This window comes from Streptomyces flaveus (assembly GCF_014647675.1).
GTDB classification, from domain to species: Bacteria; Actinomycetota; Actinomycetes; order Streptomycetales; family Streptomycetaceae; genus Streptomyces; species Streptomyces flaveus.
This window is the reverse complement of sequence record NZ_BMPQ01000047.1, coordinates 16,324-31,997: the sequence shown is the minus strand read 5'-3', so window position 1 is coordinate 31,997 and position 15,674 is coordinate 16,324. Positions and strand designations below refer to the sequence as shown.

Sequence of the window (15,674 nt, the reverse complement as noted above, 5' to 3'; positions counted from 1 at the left end):
AGCCACTGAGCATGGGACTGGAAGAAAAGCTGCCGAGCGGTTTTCTGCTGACCACCGTCGAGCAGGCCGCTGGGTGGGTGCGCAAGTCATCCGTCTTTCCCGCCACCTTCGGCCTCGCCTGCTGCGCCATCGAGATGATGACGACCGGCGCCGGCCGCTACGACCTGGCGCGCTTCGGCATGGAGGTCTTCCGCGGCTCACCGCGCCAGGCCGACCTGATGATCGTCGCCGGACGTGTCAGCCAGAAGATGGCGCCGGTGCTGCGGCAGGTCTATGACCAGATGCCGAACCCCAAGTGGGTGATCTCCATGGGGGTCTGCGCGTCGTCGGGAGGGATGTTCAACAACTACGCGATCGTGCAGGGCGTCGATCACATCGTCCCTGTCGACATCTATCTGCCCGGCTGTCCGCCACGGCCCGAGATGCTGATGGACGCGATTCTCAAGCTGCACCAGAAGATCCAGACCTCGAAGCTCGGCGTGAACGCCGAGGAGGCGGCCCGCGAGGCGGAGGAAGCGGCGCTCAAGGCGCTCCCCACCATCGAGATGAAGGGCCTGCTGCGGTGAGCGACGCGAACGACAAAGGCAGCAACGGGGTCAACCCCGAGAAGGACCTGGCCGCTTCCAACCTCCCCGGCCAGCGCGGCGACCAGGGCGAGGAGATCCGCGTCCAGCGCGGCATGTTCGGCGCCAACAACGGCGGCGACACCTCCGGCTACGGCGGCCTGGTCCGCTCTGTCCGGCTGCCCGGGCCCGCCGGCCGCCCGTACGGCGGCTGGTTCGACGAGGTCGCCGACGAACTGGAGGGCGCCCTGGAGGAACAGGGACTCGTCCCCGAGAACGCCATCGAGAAGACGATCGTCGACCGCGACGAGATCACCTTCCACATCGAACGCGAGCACCTGGTCCGTGTCGCGCAGACCCTGCGCGACGACCCGGCGCTCCGCTTCGAGCTGTGCACGGGGGTGAGCGGGGTCCACTACCCCGGCGACAAGGGCCGCGAGCTGCACGCCGTCTACCACCTGCGCTCGATCACCCACAACCGGCTGATCCGCCTCGAAGTCAGTGCTCCGGACAGTGAGCCGCACATCCCGTCCCTGGTCTCCGTCTATCCGACGAACGACTGGCACGAGCGCGAGACGTACGACTTCTTCGGCATCGTCTTCGACGGCCACCCGGCCCTGACACGGATCATGATGCCGGACGACTGGCAGGGCTTCCCGCAGCGCAAGGACTACCCCCTCGGCGGCATCCCCGTCGAGTACAAGGGCGCCCAGATCCCGGCTCCGGACCAGCGGAGGTCCTACTCATGAGCACGCAGTCAGCAGCTGCCCGCGAAACCACCGAGGGCACCGTCTACACCGTCACTGGTGGCGACTGGGACGAGGTCGTCCAGACCGCGGCCCGGGCCGACGACGAGCGCATCGTCGTCAACATGGGCCCGCAGCATCCGTCCACCCACGGCGTGCTCCGGCTGATCCTGGAGATCGACGGCGAGACGGTCACCGAGGCCCGCTGCGGAATCGGTTATCTGCACACCGGCATCGAGAAGAACCTCGAGTTCCGCACGTGGACACAGGGCACGACCTTCGTGACGCGCATGGACTACCTGACCTCGTTCTTCAACGAGACCGGGTACTGCCTCGCCGTCGAGAAGCTCCTCGGCATCGAGGACCAGGTCCCCGACCGCGCCTCCATCATCCGCGTGCTCCTGATGGAGCTGAACCGGCTCTCCTCGCACCTGGTGTGCATCGCCACCGGCGGCATGGAACTCGGCGCCACCACGATCATGATCTACGGCTTCCGTGATCGTGAACTCGTTCTCGACATCTACGAGTTGATCACCGGCCTGCGCATGAACCACGCGTACATCCGGCCCGGCGGCCTCGCCCAGGACCTGCCGCCGGGCGCGGTGGACCAGATCCGCGAGTTCGTGAAGAAGATGAAGAAGAACCTTCCCGAGTACGACAAGCTCGCCACCGGGAACCCCGTCTTCAAGGCCCGTATGCAGGACATCGGCTACCTCGACCTGGCCGGCTGCATGGCCCTCGGTGCCACCGGCCCGATCCTCCGCTCGGCCGGCCTCCCGCACGACCTGCGCAAGGCGCAGCCGTACTGCGGCTACGAGACGTACGACTTCGACGTCCCGACCGCCGACACCTGCGACGCGTACGGGCGCTTCCTGATCCGCCTGGAGGAGATGCGCCAGTCGCTGCGGATCATCGAGCAGTGCCTGGACCGGCTGGAGCCCGGGCCGGTCATGGTCGCCGACAAGAAGATCGCCTGGCCCGCACAGCTGGCCCTCGGCCCGGACGGCCTGGGCAACTCCCTCGACCACATCAAGCAGATCATGGGCACCTCCATGGAGGCCCTGATCCACCACTTCAAGCTGGTGACCGAGGGCTTCAGGGTCCCGCCCGGCCAGGCGTACGCCGCCGTCGAGTCGCCCAAGGGCGAACTCGGGGTGCATGCCGTGTCCGACGGCGGCACCCGCCCCTACCGGGTCCACTACCGCGACCCGTCCTTCACCAATCTGCAGGCCATGGCGGCGATGTGCGAGGGCGGCCAGGTCGCCGACGTCATCGTCGCCGTCGCGTCCATCGACCCCGTGATGGGAGGCGTCGACCGGTGACCACCACTCCTTCCGAGCAGGGCGTACAGGCACAGGGCGTCAGCCTGGGCATGCCCCAACTGCCCGCGCCCGACTACCCGGACGACGTTCGAGCCCGGCTCGAAGCCGACGCGCGCGAGGTCATCGCCCGCTACCCGGACTCCCGGTCCGCCCTCCTGCCGTTGCTGCATCTCGTGCAGTCGGAGGAGGGCCATGTCACGCGCACCGGCATGCAGTTCTGCGCCGACATGCTGGACCTGACCACGGCCGAGGTCACCGCGGTCGCCACCTTCTACACCATGTACCGGCGCAAGCCCTCCGGTGACTACCAGGTGGGCGTCTGTACCAACACCCTGTGCGCGGTGATGGGTGGCGACGCGATCTTCGAGGCCCTCCAGGACCACCTCGGTGTCGGCAACGGCGAGACCACCGATGACGGCAAGGTCACCCTGGAGCACATCGAGTGCAACGCGGCCTGCGACTTCGCACCGGTCGTGATGGTCAACTGGGAGTTCTTCGACAACCAGACCGTGCAAACCGCGAAGCGCCTAGTGGACGACCTGCGCGCGGGAGCACAGGTCGAACCGACGCGCGGCGCCCCCATGTGCACGTTCAAGGAGACCGCACGGGTCCTGGCCGGATTCCCCGACGAGCGCCCCGGAGCCGTCGAGGCGGGCGGCAGCGCCGGACCGGCCTCACTGACCGGCCTCCGGCTGGCGAAGGGCGAGACGACTCCCGCGCGCGTGGTGCACCCGCGGGCCTCCGGTGGTCCGCAGGACCAGCCGCCCGCCGAGCACCTCAGCTCGCATGACGCGCCGCAGCGAACCTCGGCCTCCGACCCCGCGCATCCTGCGGGCCCGGTCTCCGAGGAGGGGGAGTGATGACCTTGGCAGCCGAGATCAAAGACACCAGCCCGGAGAAGCTGCTCTCACCCGTGCTGTCGGCCTTCTGGGACGAGGACAAGTCCTGGACGCTGGACGTGTACCGAAGGCACGAGGGGTACGAGGGGCTCCGCAAGGCGCTGGCCATGTCGCCGGACGACCTCATCGCGTACGTGAAGGACTCCGGTCTGCGTGGACGTGGCGGCGCGGGATTCCCCACGGGCATGAAGTGGCAATTCATCCCGCAGGGCGACGGCAAGCCTCACTATCTAGTTGTCAACGCCGACGAATCGGAACCGGGCACCTGCAAGGACATCCCGCTTCTCTTCGCGAACCCGCATAGCCTCATCGAGGGCATCGTGATCGCCTGTTACGCGATCCGGTCTTCGCATGCCTTCATCTATCTGCGCGGTGAAGTTGTCCCCGTGCTGAGGCGGCTGCACGAGGCAGTCCGGGAGGCGTATGCGGCGGGATACCTCGGCGAGAACATCCTGGGCAGCGGACTCGACCTCCAGGTCACCGTGCACGCGGGCGCGGGCGCGTACATCTGTGGTGAGGAGACCGCACTGCTCGACTCGCTCGAGGGCCGCCGTGGCCAGCCGCGACTTCGTCCCCCCTTTCCTGCTGTCGCGGGGCTCTACGCGTGCCCGACTGTTGTAAATAACGTCGAGTCGATCGCGTCAGTTCCCGCGATTCTCCACAAAGGCAAGGAATGGTTCAGGTCGATGGGCAGCGAGAAGTCCCCAGGCTTCACGCTCTACTCGCTCAGCGGCCATGTCGCACGTCCCGGCCAGTACGAGGCGCCGCTCGGCATCACGCTGCGCCAGCTGCTCGACATGAGCGGCGGGATGCGGCCAGGGCACCGGCTCAAGTTCTGGACGCCGGGCGGCTCTTCGACACCGATGTTCACCGACGAGCACCTCGACGTCCCTCTTGACTACGAAGGAGTGGCTGCCGCGGGTTCCATGCTCGGCACCAAAGCTCTGCAGTGCTTCGACGAGACGACGTGTGTCGTGCGGGCGGTGACGCGGTGGACGGAGTTCTACGCCCATGAGTCCTGCGGCAAGTGCACGCCCTGCCGCGAAGGGACGTACTGGCTCGTGCAGTTGCTGCGCGACATCGAGGCCGGCAAGGGCGTCATGTCCGACCTCGACAAGCTGAACGACATCGCCGACAACATCAACGGCAAGTCCTTCTGTGCCCTCGGCGACGGCGCCGCCTCGCCGATCTTCTCCTCCCTCAAGTACTTCCGCGAGGAGTACGAGGAGCACATCACCGGTCGGGGCTGTCCCTTCGATCCGGCGAAGTCGACGGCCTGGGCCGACAAGGACAAGCACGCGGAGGTGAACGCATGACTGTGACCACCAGCGCTCCCTCCGGGGGCGGAGAGGCGGCGGTTCCGCCGGAAGATCTCGTCTCGCTGACCATCGACGGCATCGAGATCAGCGTGCCCAAGGGCACCCTGGTCATCCGCGCCGCCGAACAGCTCGGCATCGAGATCCCCCGCTTCTGCGACCACCCGCTCCTCGACCCGGCAGGCGCCTGCCGCCAGTGCATCGTCGAGGTCGAGGGCCAGCGCAAGCCCATGGCGTCCTGCACGATCACCTGCACGGACGGCATGGTCGTCAAGACCCATCTCACCTCTCCTGTCGCCGAGAAGGCCCAGAAGGGTGTGATGGAGCTGCTGCTCATCAACCACCCGCTGGACTGCCCGGTCTGCGACAAGGGCGGCGAGTGCCCCCTGCAGAACCAGGCCATGTCGCACGGCAACGCCGAGTCCCGCTTCGAGGGCAAGAAGCGGACGTTCGAGAAGCCCGTCCCGATCTCGTCCCAGGTGCTGCTCGACCGTGAGCGGTGCGTGCTGTGCGCCCGGTGCACCCGGTTCAGCAACCAGGTCGCGGGTGACCCGATGATCGAGCTGCTCGAACGGGGCGCACTCCAGCAGGTCGGCACCGGAGAGGGCGACCCCTTCGAGTCGTACTTCTCGGGGAACACCATCCAGATCTGCCCGGTGGGCGCGCTGACATCGGCGGCGTACCGCTTCCGCTCGCGTCCCTTCGACCTCGTCTCCTCGCCCTCGGTGTGCGAGCACTGCTCCGGCGGCTGCGCGACCCGTACCGACCACCGGCGCGGCAAGGTCATGCGGCGGCTCGCGGCTCCCGACCCCGAAGTCAACGAGGAGTGGATGTGCGACAAGGGGCGGTTCGGCTTCCGGTACGCACAGCAGCGAGACCGCCTGACGATGCCTCTGGTGCGGGGTGAATCCGGTGAGCTGGAGCCCGCTTCGTGGCCCGAGGCCCTTTCGGCGGCGGCCGAGGGGCTGTTGGCGGCCCGCTCCAGGACCGGTGTCCTGACCGGGGGCCGGCTGACCGTCGAAGACGCCTACGCGTACAGCAAGTTCGCGCGCGTGGCCCTCGACACCAACGACATCGACTTCCGCGCGCGCGTGCACAGCGGCGAGGAGGCCGACTTCCTGGCCTCCCGGGTCGCCGGACGCGGCCGGGACCTCGACGGTACGGGCGTCACGTACACCTCTCTGGAGAAGGCGCCCGCCGTCCTGCTCGTCGGCATCGAGGCCGAGGAGGAGGTGCCCGGGGTCTTCCTGCGGCTGCGCAAGGCCTGGCGGGGGCACGGACAGAAGACGTTCGCGCTCGCCACGCACGCGACCCGCGGACTGGAGAAGGCGGGCGGCACGCTGCTGCCCGCCGCGCCCGGCACCGAGACCAAGTGGCTCGACGCGCTCGCGTCCGGCGTCGGCCTGGAGGGCGACGGCGCGACGGCCTCCGAGGCGTTGCGAGCCGAGGGTGCCGTGATCGTCGTCGGGGAGCGGCTGGCCGCAGTGGCGGGCGGGCTCACCGCCGCCGTACGGGCCGCCTCCGCGACCGGCGCCGAACTGGTGTGGATCCCGCGCAGGGCCGGGGAGCGCGGCGCCATCGAGGCAGGCGCGCTGCCCTCGCTGCTGCCGGGCGGGCGTCCGGCCACCGACTCGCGCGCGCGGGTCGAGGTCGCCGCGGCCTGGGGAGTCTCCGAACTCCCGCTCCGGTACGGCCGCGACACGGGCCAGATCGTCGAGGCCGCCGCCACCGGTGAACTGGCCGCGCTCGTCGTGGCCGGCGTCGAGGTCGCGGACCTGCCCGATCCGGCACGCGCGCGTGCGGCACTGTCCGAAGTGGGCTTCCTGGTGTCGCTCGAACTGCGTCCCAGTGAGGTCACCGAGCACGCGGATGTCGTCCTCCCCGTCGCCGCGGTCGTGGAGAAGGCGGGCACCTTCCTCAACTGGGAGGGCCGGGCACGGTCCTTCGAGGCGGCGCTCAAGCCCGACCAGATGACCCGCCGTCTGGCACCGGCCGACGCCCGCGTGCTGCAGATGCTCGCGGACGCCATGGACGTACACCTGGGACTGCCCGACCTGCGCACCGCGCGCGTGGAACTCGACCGGCTCGGCGCCTGGGACGGGGCGCGGGCCACCGAGTCCCGTCAGACAGCGGCCGAACTGCCGCGCCCCGCCGCCGGGGAGGCCGTGCTCGCCGGGCACCGGCTGCTGCTCGACCAGGGCCGCCTCCAGGAGGGCGACGAGGCGCTCGCCGGGACCCGGCATGCCGCACGCGCGCGCGTGTCGCCCGCCACGGCAGCCGAGGCCGGTGTCAAGGACGGCGATGTACTGGCCGTGACCGGTCCCTCCGGAGTCGTCGAATTCCCGCTGCAGATCACGGAGATGCCCGACCGCGTGGTGTGGCTCCCGCTGAACTCCGCCGGGGGAGGCGTCGCTTCCGACACGGGCGCGCTCCCCGGTGACCTCGTCCGCATCGGCCCGGCGACGCTCGCTCCCGAAGCCCCCAAGGAGGTGAAGGCATGACCCCGTACTTCGCCGCGGAGGACCTCTCCATGTTCGGCCGCGACCCCTGGTGGCTGGTCGTCATCAAGGCGGTCTTCTGCTTCGCCTTCCTGATGTTGACCGTGCTCTTCTCCATCGTGTGGGAGCGCAAGGTCGTCGCCTGGATGCAGCTGCGCATCGGCCCCAACCGGCACGGCCCCTGGGGCATGCTCCAGTCGCTCGCCGACGGCATCAAGCTGATGCTCAAGGAAGACCTCATCGTCAAGCGCGCGGACAAGGTGGTCTACATCCTCGCGCCGATCGTCGCCGCGATCCCGGCCTTCATGGCGATCGCGGTGATCCCCTTCGGACCGGCCGGCAACGAGATCTCGATCTTCGGCCACCGCACCACGATGCAGCTCACCGACCTGCCGATCGCGATGCTCTACATCCTTGCGGTCGCCTCGGTGGGCATCTACGGGATCGTGCTGGCGGGTTGGAGTTCTGGATCCACCTATCCGCTGCTGGGCGGTCTGCGCTCCTGCGCGCAGATGATCTCGTACGAGATCGCCATGGGCGCCGCCTTCGCTTCGGTGTTCCTGTACTCCGGCTCCATGTCGACGTCGGAGATCGTCGCCCAGCAGCACGACCGCTGGTACATCATCCTGCTGCCGGTGTCGTTCCTGATCTACATCGTGACGATGGTCGGCGAGACCAACCGCGCGCCGTTCGACATGCCGGAGTCCGAGGGCGACCTGGTCGGCGGCTTCAACACCGAGTACTCGTCCATCAAGTTCGCGCTGTTCATGCTCGCCGAGTACGTGAACATGGTGACGGTCTCGGCGGTCTCCGTGACGCTCTTCCTGGGCGGCTGGCGGGCCCCGTGGCCCATCAGCACCTTCTGGGAGGGAGCCAACCACGGCTGGTGGCCGATGCTCTGGTTCGTGGTGAAGGTGCAGCTGCTGCTGTTCTTCTTCATCTGGCTGCGCGGCACGCTGCCCCGCGTCCGCTACGACCAGCTGATGAAGCTCGGCTGGAAGGTCCTCATCCCGGTCTCCGTGGTGTGGCTGATGGCCGTCGCGACCGTGCGGACCCTGCGCAACGAGAACTACGACTTCGCCGACATCGCCCTCTACATCGCCGGCGGTGTCATCGCCCTGCTGTTGCTCTCGTTCCTCGTCGACATGTTCCGCGACCGGAAGTCCGCCGAGGAGGTGCGGGAAGCGCCCGCCGAGGCCGTCGCCTTCGACCCGATGGCGGGCGGATTCCCCGTACCACCGCTGCCGGGACAGACCCTGCCACCGGTGCCGCGGCGACGCCCGCGCCGGGAGCGGGAGTTGATTGTCAGTGGTGGGGTCGATACTGCCAGTGACGGATCTGATGGACCTCGTGACGGAAAGGAGGCGTCCGATGGCTGATGAGCAGAAGGAGACCAAACCCGGTTTCCAGAATCCCGTCGCAGGCTTCGGCGTGACCTTCAAGGCCATGTTCAAGAAGCGGCTGACCGAGCAGTATCCGGAGCAGCAGAAGACCACCGCTCCGCGATTCCACGGCCGGCACCAGCTCAACCGCCATCCGGACGGCCTGGAGAAGTGCATCGGCTGCGAGCTGTGCGCCTGGGCCTGCCCGGCGGACGCCATCTATGTGGAGGGCGCGGACAACACCGAGGAGGAGCGCTACTCCCCGGGCGAGCGGTACGGCCGCGTCTACCAGATCAACTACGCCCGCTGCATCCTGTGCGGCCTTTGCATCGAGGCGTGCCCCACGCGCGCGTTGACGATGACGAACGAGTTCGAGCTGGCCGACAGCAGCCGCGCCAACCTCATCTACACCAAGGAGCAGCTGCTCGCCGGCCTCGACGAGGGCATGGTCGACTCTCCGCACTCGATCTTCCCCGGGACGGACGAGCAGGACTACTACCGGGGCCTGGTCACGGAGGCGGCGCCGGGTACGGAGCGTCAGGTGGCCCTCTCCAAGGGAGAGGTGCCGCAGGAGGCCGCCTCGACCTTCGGCGAGGACGAGCCGGCTTCGGAGAAGGTGATCGGTCGATGACGGATCTCGCCGCCTACACCACCTCCACCGGAGAGGCCTTCCAGTTCTGGGTTCTCGGCACCATCGCCGTGATCGGCGCCCTGTGCACCGTCTTCATGAAGAAGGCCGTGCACAGCGCGCTCTGCCTCGCCGGGACCATGATCATCCTGGCGGTGTTCTACCTCGCCAACGGCGCCTACTTCCTGGGCATCGTGCAGGTCGTCGTCTACACCGGCGCGATCATGATGCTGTTCCTCTTCGTGGTCATGCTCGTCGGCGTCACCGCCGCCGACTCCCTGAAGGAGACCATCAAGGGGCAGCGCTGGCTGGCCCTCCTGTGCGGCCTCGGCTTCGGCATCCTGCTCTACGCGGGAATCGGCAACGCCTCGCTGAACGAGTTCAACGGCCTGGGCCAGGCCAACGCCGGTGGCAACGTGGAGGGTCTCGCCGCTCTCATCTTCACGAAGTACGTCTTCGCCTTCGAGCTCACCGGCGCCCTGCTCATCACGGCCGCCGTCGGCGCCATGGTGCTCACGCACCGGGAGCGCACCGAGCGGGCCAAGACCCAGCGCGAGATGGCCGAGGAGCGCGTACGGGAAGGCAAGCAGCTCCCGCCGCTGCCCGCCCCCGGCGTCTACGCCCGGCACAACGCGGTGGACATCGCGGGCCTCCTCCCGGACGGCACCGCGTCCGAACTCACCGTCATCAAGACGCTGCGGGAGCGCGGCCAGATCCGCGATGTGTCCAACGAGGCGATCAATGACCTCAAGGCCCTGGAACAGCGCGCGGAGGAACGGCTCGGCCGGGAAGAGGAGGCCACGAAGTGAATCCCGTCAACTACCTCTACCTCGCCGCCCTGTTGTTCACGATCGGCGCCTCCGGCGTCCTGATCAGGCGAAACGCGATCGTGGTGTTCATGTGCGTCGAGCTCATGCTCAACGCCTGCAACCTCGCGCTCGTGGCTTTCTCCCGGATGCACGGCAATCTCGACGGCCAGATCATCGCCTTCTTCACGATGGTCGTCGCCGCCGCGGAGGTCGTGGTCGGGCTCGCGATCATCGTGTCCCTGTTCCGTTCCCGCCACTCGGCCTCGGTCGACGACGCCAGCCTGATGAAGCTCTAAGGGGTCGCTGAATCGTGGAGAATCTGATTGCGCTGCTGGTAGTGGCGCCTCTGCTCGGAGCGGCCGTACTGCTGTGCGGCGGCCGGCGGCTCGATGCCGTCGGCCACTGGATCGGCACCGTCCTCGCGGCCGCCTCCTTCGTGATCGGTGCGATCCTCTTCGCCGACATGCTCGGAAAGGGCGCGGAAGAACGGGAGATGACCCAGCACCTGTTCAGCTGGGTCCCCGTAGAGGGCTTCCAGGCGGACGTCGCCTTCCAGCTCGACCAGCTGTCGATGACGTTCGTCCTGCTGATCAGCGGCGTCGGCTCGCTGATCCACGTGTACTCGATCGGGTACATGGAGCACGACGAGCGGCGCCGCCGCTTCTTCGGTTATCTGAACCTGTTCCTCGCGGCGATGCTGCTGCTCGTCCTCGCCGACAACTACCTGCTGCTGTACGTCGGCTGGGAGGGCGTCGGCCTCGCCTCGTACCTGCTGATCGGCTTCTGGCAGCACAAACCCAGCGCTGCCACGGCCGCGAAGAAGGCCTTCCTGGTCAACCGCGTCGGCGACATGGGCCTCTCGATCGCGATCATGCTGATGTTCGCGTGGTTCGGGACCTTCGCCTTCGGGCCCGTACTGGAAGCGACGGGAGAGACGAGCGAGGGCAAGCTCACCGCCATCGGCCTGATGCTGCTGCTCGCCGCCTGCGGCAAATCCGCCCAGGTGCCGCTGCAGTCCTGGCTCGGGGACGCGATGGAGGGCCCGACCCCGGTCTCGGCCCTCATCCACGCCGCGACGATGGTGACCGCGGGCGTGTACCTGATCGTCCGCTCCGGCGCGATCTTCAACGGGGCGCCGGACGCCCAGCTGGCCGTCACCGTCGTCGGCGCCGTCACGCTCCTCTTCGGTGCGATCGTCGGTTGCGCGAAGGACGACATCAAGAAGGCGCTCGCCGGTTCGACCATGTCGCAGATCGGCTACATGATCCTCGCCGCGGGCCTCGGCCCCATCGGCTACGTCTTCGCGATCATGCACCTGGTGACGCACGGCTTCTTCAAGGCCGGGCTCTTCCTCGGCGCCGGTTCGGTCATGCACGGCATGAACGACGAGGTCGACATGAGGAAGTACGGCGGCCTCAGGAAGTACATGCCGGTCACCTTCGTCACCTTCGGCCTCGGCTACCTCGCCATCATCGGCTTCCCCGGTCTGTCCGGCTTCTTCTCCAAGGACAAGATCATCGAGGCTGCCTTCGCCAAGGGCGGCACCGAGGGCTGGATCCTCGGCGGCGTGGCCCTTCTTGGCGCGGCCATCACCGCGTACTACATGACGCGCGTGATGCTGATGACGTTCTTCGGAGAGGAGCGCTGGCGGCACGCTCCGACGCCGTCCCCGGCTGAGCCCAGCGTGGAGCCCGCCGCCGAGACACACGGCGAGCACGCCGAACCCCACCCACATGAGTCGCCCAGTTCCATGACGATCCCCATGATCGTTCTGGCCTTCGGGTCGGTCTTCGCGGGAGCGTTCTTCGGCATCGGCGACCGGTTCATCCACTGGCTGGAGCCCGTCACGGGCCACGCGCACGGGCACCCGCCGGTCAGCGCCCTGACGGTCACCCTCTCCACGGTGGCCGTGATGGTCATCGGTGTCGGCCTCGCCTACGCCCAGTACGGGCGCCGTCCCGTGCCCGTCGTCGCCCCGCGCGGCTCCCTGCTCACCCGGGCCGCCCGGCGTGACCTCCTCCAGGACGACTTCAACCACGTCGTCCTCGTACGCGGCGGAGAGCACCTCACACGCTCCCTGGTGTACGTCGACCACACCCTGGTCGACGGGGTCGTCAACGGCACGGCGGCCTCGATGGGCGGTCTCTCCGGACGGCTGCGCAGGCTGCAGAACGGCTTCGCGCGCTCGTACGCGGTCTCGATGTTCGGCGGTGCGGCGGTCCTCATCGCCGCGACCCTGCTGATGAGGGCGGTCTGATACCGATGTCCTTTCCACTGCTGACAGCGACGGCGGCGCTCCCGGCCCTCGGGGCGATCGCCACGGCCGCCGTGCCGGCCGCGCGCCGCACCGCCGCCAAATGGCTGGCGCTGCTGGTCTCACTTGCCACGCTCGGACTGGCTGTTGCCGTGCTGGTGCGCTTCGACCCGGATTACGTCGGCCCGAAGGGCAACTTCTACCAGCTCACGGAATCCCACTCCTGGATCGCGGACTTCGGGGTGCGCTACGAGCTGGGTGTGGACGGCATCGGGGTGGCGCTGATCGCGCTGACCGCGCTGCTGATCCCGTTCGTGATCCTCGCGGGCTGGCACGACGCCGACCCGCTGGAGACCCGCAGCAGCCGCTGGCGGCCGACGCAGGGGTTCTTTGCCCTGATCCTGGCCGTCGAGGCGATGGTGATCCTCTCCTTCGAGGCCACCGACGTCTTCCTCTTCTACATCTTCTTCGAAGCCATGCTCATCCCGATGTACTTCCTCATCGGCGGTTTCGGGGACCGTGCCCACAAGGACGGCGAGGAGGTGGCGTCGACGCAACGGTCGTACGCGGCCGTGAAGTTCCTCCTCTACAACCTGGCCGGTGGCCTCATCATGCTGGCCGCGGTCATCGGCTTCTATGTGGTGGCTGGGCACTTCTCGCTTCAGACGATCGCCGAGGACGGCTTGCCGGACATGGCGACCAGCACCGAACGCTGGCTCTTCCTGGGCTTCTTCTTCGCCTTCGCGGTGAAGGCGCCCCTGTGGCCGCTGCACACGTGGCTGCCGAACGCCATGGGGGAGGCCACCGCCCCGGTCGCCGTACTGATCACGGCGGTGGTCGACAAGGTGGGCACCTTCGCGATGCTCCGCTTCTGCCTCCAGCTTTTCCCGGAGGCATCGAAGTGGGCGACGCCGGTCATCCTCGTACTCGCCCTGATCAGCATCATCTACGGGGCGCTGCTCGCGGTCGGCCAGCGCGACATCAAGCGACTGGTGGCGTACGCGTCGATCTCGCACTTCGGGTTCATCATCATGGGCATCTTCGCGATGACCAGCCAGGGCCAGTCGGGCGCAACGCTCTACATGGTCAACCACGGGATCTCGACCGCCGCTCTGATGCTGGTGGCCGGTTTCCTGATCTCGCGGCGCGGCTCGCGGCTGATCGCCGACTACGGAGGAGTGCAGAAAGTCGCCCCGGTACTCGCCGGCACCTTCCTGATCGGCAGCCTCGCGACCCTCTCGCTGCCCGGCCTCGCGCCCTTCGTGAGTGAATTCCTGGTCCTGGTCGGCACGTTCACGCGCTACCCGGTGATCGGGATCATCGCCACCTTCGGCATCGTCCTCGCCGCGCTCTACACTCTCGTCCTCTACCAGAGGACGATGACGGGCCCGGTGAAGCCCGAGGTCTCGGCCATGCCCGACCTGAGGGTGCGGGAACTCGTGGTCGTCACCCCGCTGATCGCCCTGTTGATCTTCCTGGGCGTCTTCCCGAAGCCGCTCACCGACATCGTCAACCCGGCGGTCAAGCAGACCATGTCCGACGTCCAGAAGAAGGACCCCCAGCCCGAGGTGGAGGCGGCCAAGTGAGCGCAGTAGCCGTCCACAGCCTGTGGACAATGGCGGCCGATCCGATCGACAAGATCGACGCGCCGAAGATCGAATACGGGCAGTTGTCGCCCACCCTGATCGTCATCGGCGCGGCGATCATCGGCGTGCTCATCGAGGCGTTCGTGCCGCGCAAGTCCCGTTACTACGCCCAGGTGTTCCTGTCCATCGTCTCGCTCGCCGCCGCCTTCGCCGCGGTCATCGCGCTCGCGACCAGGGGATACGGCACCACAAAAGCCGGCATCGTGGCGATGGGTGCCATCGCCGTCGACGGGCCGGCGCTCTTCCTGCAGGGAACGATCCTGCTGGCCGGTCTGCTCGGCGTGTTCACCTTCGCCGAACGGCGGCTCGACCCCGTGGCGCACGGCAACCAGGTCGACTCGTTCGCCGCGCAGGCCGCGTCCGTGCCCGGCAGCGACAGCGAAAAGGCCGCGGTGAAGGCCGGGTTCACCACCACCGAGGTGTTCCCGCTGCTCCTCTTCGCGATCGGCGGGATGCTCCTCTTCCCGGCCGCCAACGACCTGTTGACGCTGTTCATCGCCTTGGAAGTCTTCTCACTGCCGCTCTACCTGCTGTGCGCCGTGGCCCGCCGCAAGCGGATCATGTCGCAGGAGGCGGCGGTCAAGTACTTCCTGCTCGGTGCCTTCGCCTCCGCGTTCACGCTCTTCGGCATCGCCCTGCTGTACGGCTACGCGGGCTCGGTGTCGTACGCGACGATCGCGCAGGTCGTCGACGGCTCGATCGAGAACGTGACCCCGGCGCTCGCCGAGACCATGGGCAACGACGCGCTGCTGCTCATCGGTGCCGCCATGCTCGTCATGGGCCTGCTGTTCAAGGTGGGCGCGGTGCCGTTCCACATGTGGACCCCGGACGTGTACCAGGGCGCGCCGACACCGGTGACCGGCTTCATGGCAGCCGCCACCAAGGTGGCCGCCTTCGGGGCGCTGCTGCGGCTGCTGTACGTGGTACTGCCGGGCCTGAGCTGGGACTGGCGGCCGGTGATGTGGGCCGTCGCGATCGTCACCATGCTGGGCGGCGCGATCGTCGCGATCACCCAGACCGACATCAAGCGGCTCCTGGCGTACTCATCGATCGCCCACGCGGGCTTCATCCTCGCCGGTGTCATCGCGACCTCGGCGGACGGCATCTCGTCCGTGCTCTTCTACCTGGGGGCGTACTCCTTCGTCACGATCGGCGCGTTCGCGGTCGTGACTCTGGTGCGGGACGCGGGCGGCGAGGCCACGCATCTGTCCAAGTGGGCGGGGCTCGGGCGGCGTTCGCCCCTGGTGGCGGCGGTGTTCGCGGTCTTCCTGCTGGCCTTCGCGGGCATTCCGCTCACCTCCGGCTTCGCCGGGAAGTTCGCCGTGTTCAAGGCGGCGGCAGAGGGCGGCGCGGGCGCGATCGTCGTGGTCGGTGTGATCTCGTCGGCCATCGCGGCGTTCTTCTACATCCGTGTGATCGTGCTCATGTTCTTCAGCGAGCCGAAGCCGGAGGGACCGACGGTGGCCGTGCCGTCGCCGCTGACGATGACGGCGATCGCGTTCGGCGTGGTGGTCACGCTCGTACTCGGGGTGGCGCCGCAGTACTTCCTCGACCTGGCGGGCCAGGCGGGGGTGTTCGTGCGCTGACGTGCGCACCCGTGCGTCGGGCCCC

Annotated in this window: 13 protein-coding genes; all 13 read left to right on the top strand. The window is 68.1% G+C overall.

Annotated features, from left to right (window positions below):
- The first annotated feature begins 11 nt into the window (after positions 1–11).
- From IEZ21_RS43615 to nuoN, 13 genes are read left to right on the top strand one after another with little or no spacing between them, the layout of a single operon-like run.
- Positions 12–566 carry a NuoB/complex I 20 kDa subunit family protein gene (locus IEZ21_RS43615; RefSeq protein ID WP_010041554.1) on the top strand — a complete coding sequence of 185 codons (555 nt, stop codon included), beginning with the start codon at positions 12–14 and terminating at the stop codon, positions 564–566.
- Complete coding sequence (locus tag IEZ21_RS43610; protein WP_189327347.1) at positions 563–1,312, top strand: NADH-quinone oxidoreductase subunit C; 750 nt, start codon at positions 563–565, stop codon at positions 1,310–1,312. Before IEZ21_RS43615 ends, IEZ21_RS43610 begins: the two co-directional genes overlap by 4 nt.
- Entirely contained in the window at positions 1,309–2,631 is a 1,323-nt protein-coding gene (locus tag IEZ21_RS43605; protein ID WP_189327346.1) for an NADH-quinone oxidoreductase subunit D, read from the top strand. The genes IEZ21_RS43610 and IEZ21_RS43605 overlap by 4 nt, the downstream gene beginning before the upstream one ends.
- Before the next feature lie 50 nt (positions 2,632–2,681).
- On the top strand, positions 2,682–3,491 hold the full coding sequence (gene nuoE, locus IEZ21_RS43600; protein ID WP_373302372.1) for an NADH-quinone oxidoreductase subunit NuoE: 810 nt from the start codon (positions 2,682–2,684) through the stop codon (positions 3,489–3,491).
- Positions 3,488–4,846, top strand: coding sequence for an NADH-quinone oxidoreductase subunit NuoF (gene nuoF, locus IEZ21_RS43595; RefSeq protein ID WP_189327345.1), 1,359 nt, complete (start codon positions 3,488–3,490; stop codon positions 4,844–4,846). Before nuoE ends, nuoF begins: the two co-directional genes overlap by 4 nt.
- The gene (locus IEZ21_RS43590; RefSeq protein ID WP_189327344.1) at positions 4,843–7,347 is read left to right on the top strand and encodes an NADH-quinone oxidoreductase subunit G; all 2,505 of its coding nucleotides are present in this window, start codon (positions 4,843–4,845) and stop codon (positions 7,345–7,347) included. Before nuoF ends, IEZ21_RS43590 begins: the two co-directional genes overlap by 4 nt.
- Complete coding sequence (gene nuoH / locus IEZ21_RS43585) at positions 7,344–8,723, top strand: NADH-quinone oxidoreductase subunit NuoH (RefSeq protein WP_189327343.1); 1,380 nt, start codon at positions 7,344–7,346, stop codon at positions 8,721–8,723. The genes IEZ21_RS43590 and nuoH overlap by 4 nt, the downstream gene beginning before the upstream one ends.
- Positions 8,716–9,357, top strand: a complete 642-nt coding sequence (gene nuoI, locus IEZ21_RS43580) for an NADH-quinone oxidoreductase subunit NuoI (protein ID WP_033319571.1) — start codon at positions 8,716–8,718, stop codon at positions 9,355–9,357. The genes nuoH and nuoI overlap by 8 nt, the downstream gene beginning before the upstream one ends.
- The gene (locus IEZ21_RS43575; RefSeq protein ID WP_189327342.1) at positions 9,354–10,163 is read left to right on the top strand and encodes an NADH-quinone oxidoreductase subunit J; all 810 of its coding nucleotides are present in this window, start codon (positions 9,354–9,356) and stop codon (positions 10,161–10,163) included. Before nuoI ends, IEZ21_RS43575 begins: the two co-directional genes overlap by 4 nt.
- Positions 10,160–10,459, top strand: coding sequence for an NADH-quinone oxidoreductase subunit NuoK (nuoK, locus tag IEZ21_RS43570; RefSeq protein WP_033319573.1), 300 nt, complete (start codon positions 10,160–10,162; stop codon positions 10,457–10,459). Before IEZ21_RS43575 ends, nuoK begins: the two co-directional genes overlap by 4 nt.
- 14 nt (positions 10,460–10,473) lie before the next feature.
- Positions 10,474–12,420: an NADH-quinone oxidoreductase subunit L gene (nuoL, locus tag IEZ21_RS43565; RefSeq protein ID WP_189327341.1), complete on the top strand. Its 1,947-nt coding sequence runs from the start codon at positions 10,474–10,476 to the stop codon at positions 12,418–12,420.
- Between the two features lie 5 nt (positions 12,421–12,425).
- The gene (locus IEZ21_RS43560; protein WP_189327340.1) at positions 12,426–14,003 is read left to right on the top strand and encodes an NADH-quinone oxidoreductase subunit M; all 1,578 of its coding nucleotides are present in this window, start codon (positions 12,426–12,428) and stop codon (positions 14,001–14,003) included.
- Positions 14,000–15,649 carry an NADH-quinone oxidoreductase subunit NuoN gene (gene nuoN, locus IEZ21_RS43555; RefSeq protein WP_189327339.1) on the top strand — a complete coding sequence of 550 codons (1,650 nt, stop codon included), beginning with the start codon at positions 14,000–14,002 and terminating at the stop codon, positions 15,647–15,649. Before IEZ21_RS43560 ends, nuoN begins: the two co-directional genes overlap by 4 nt.
- The last annotated feature ends 25 nt before the right edge of the window (positions 15,650–15,674 follow it).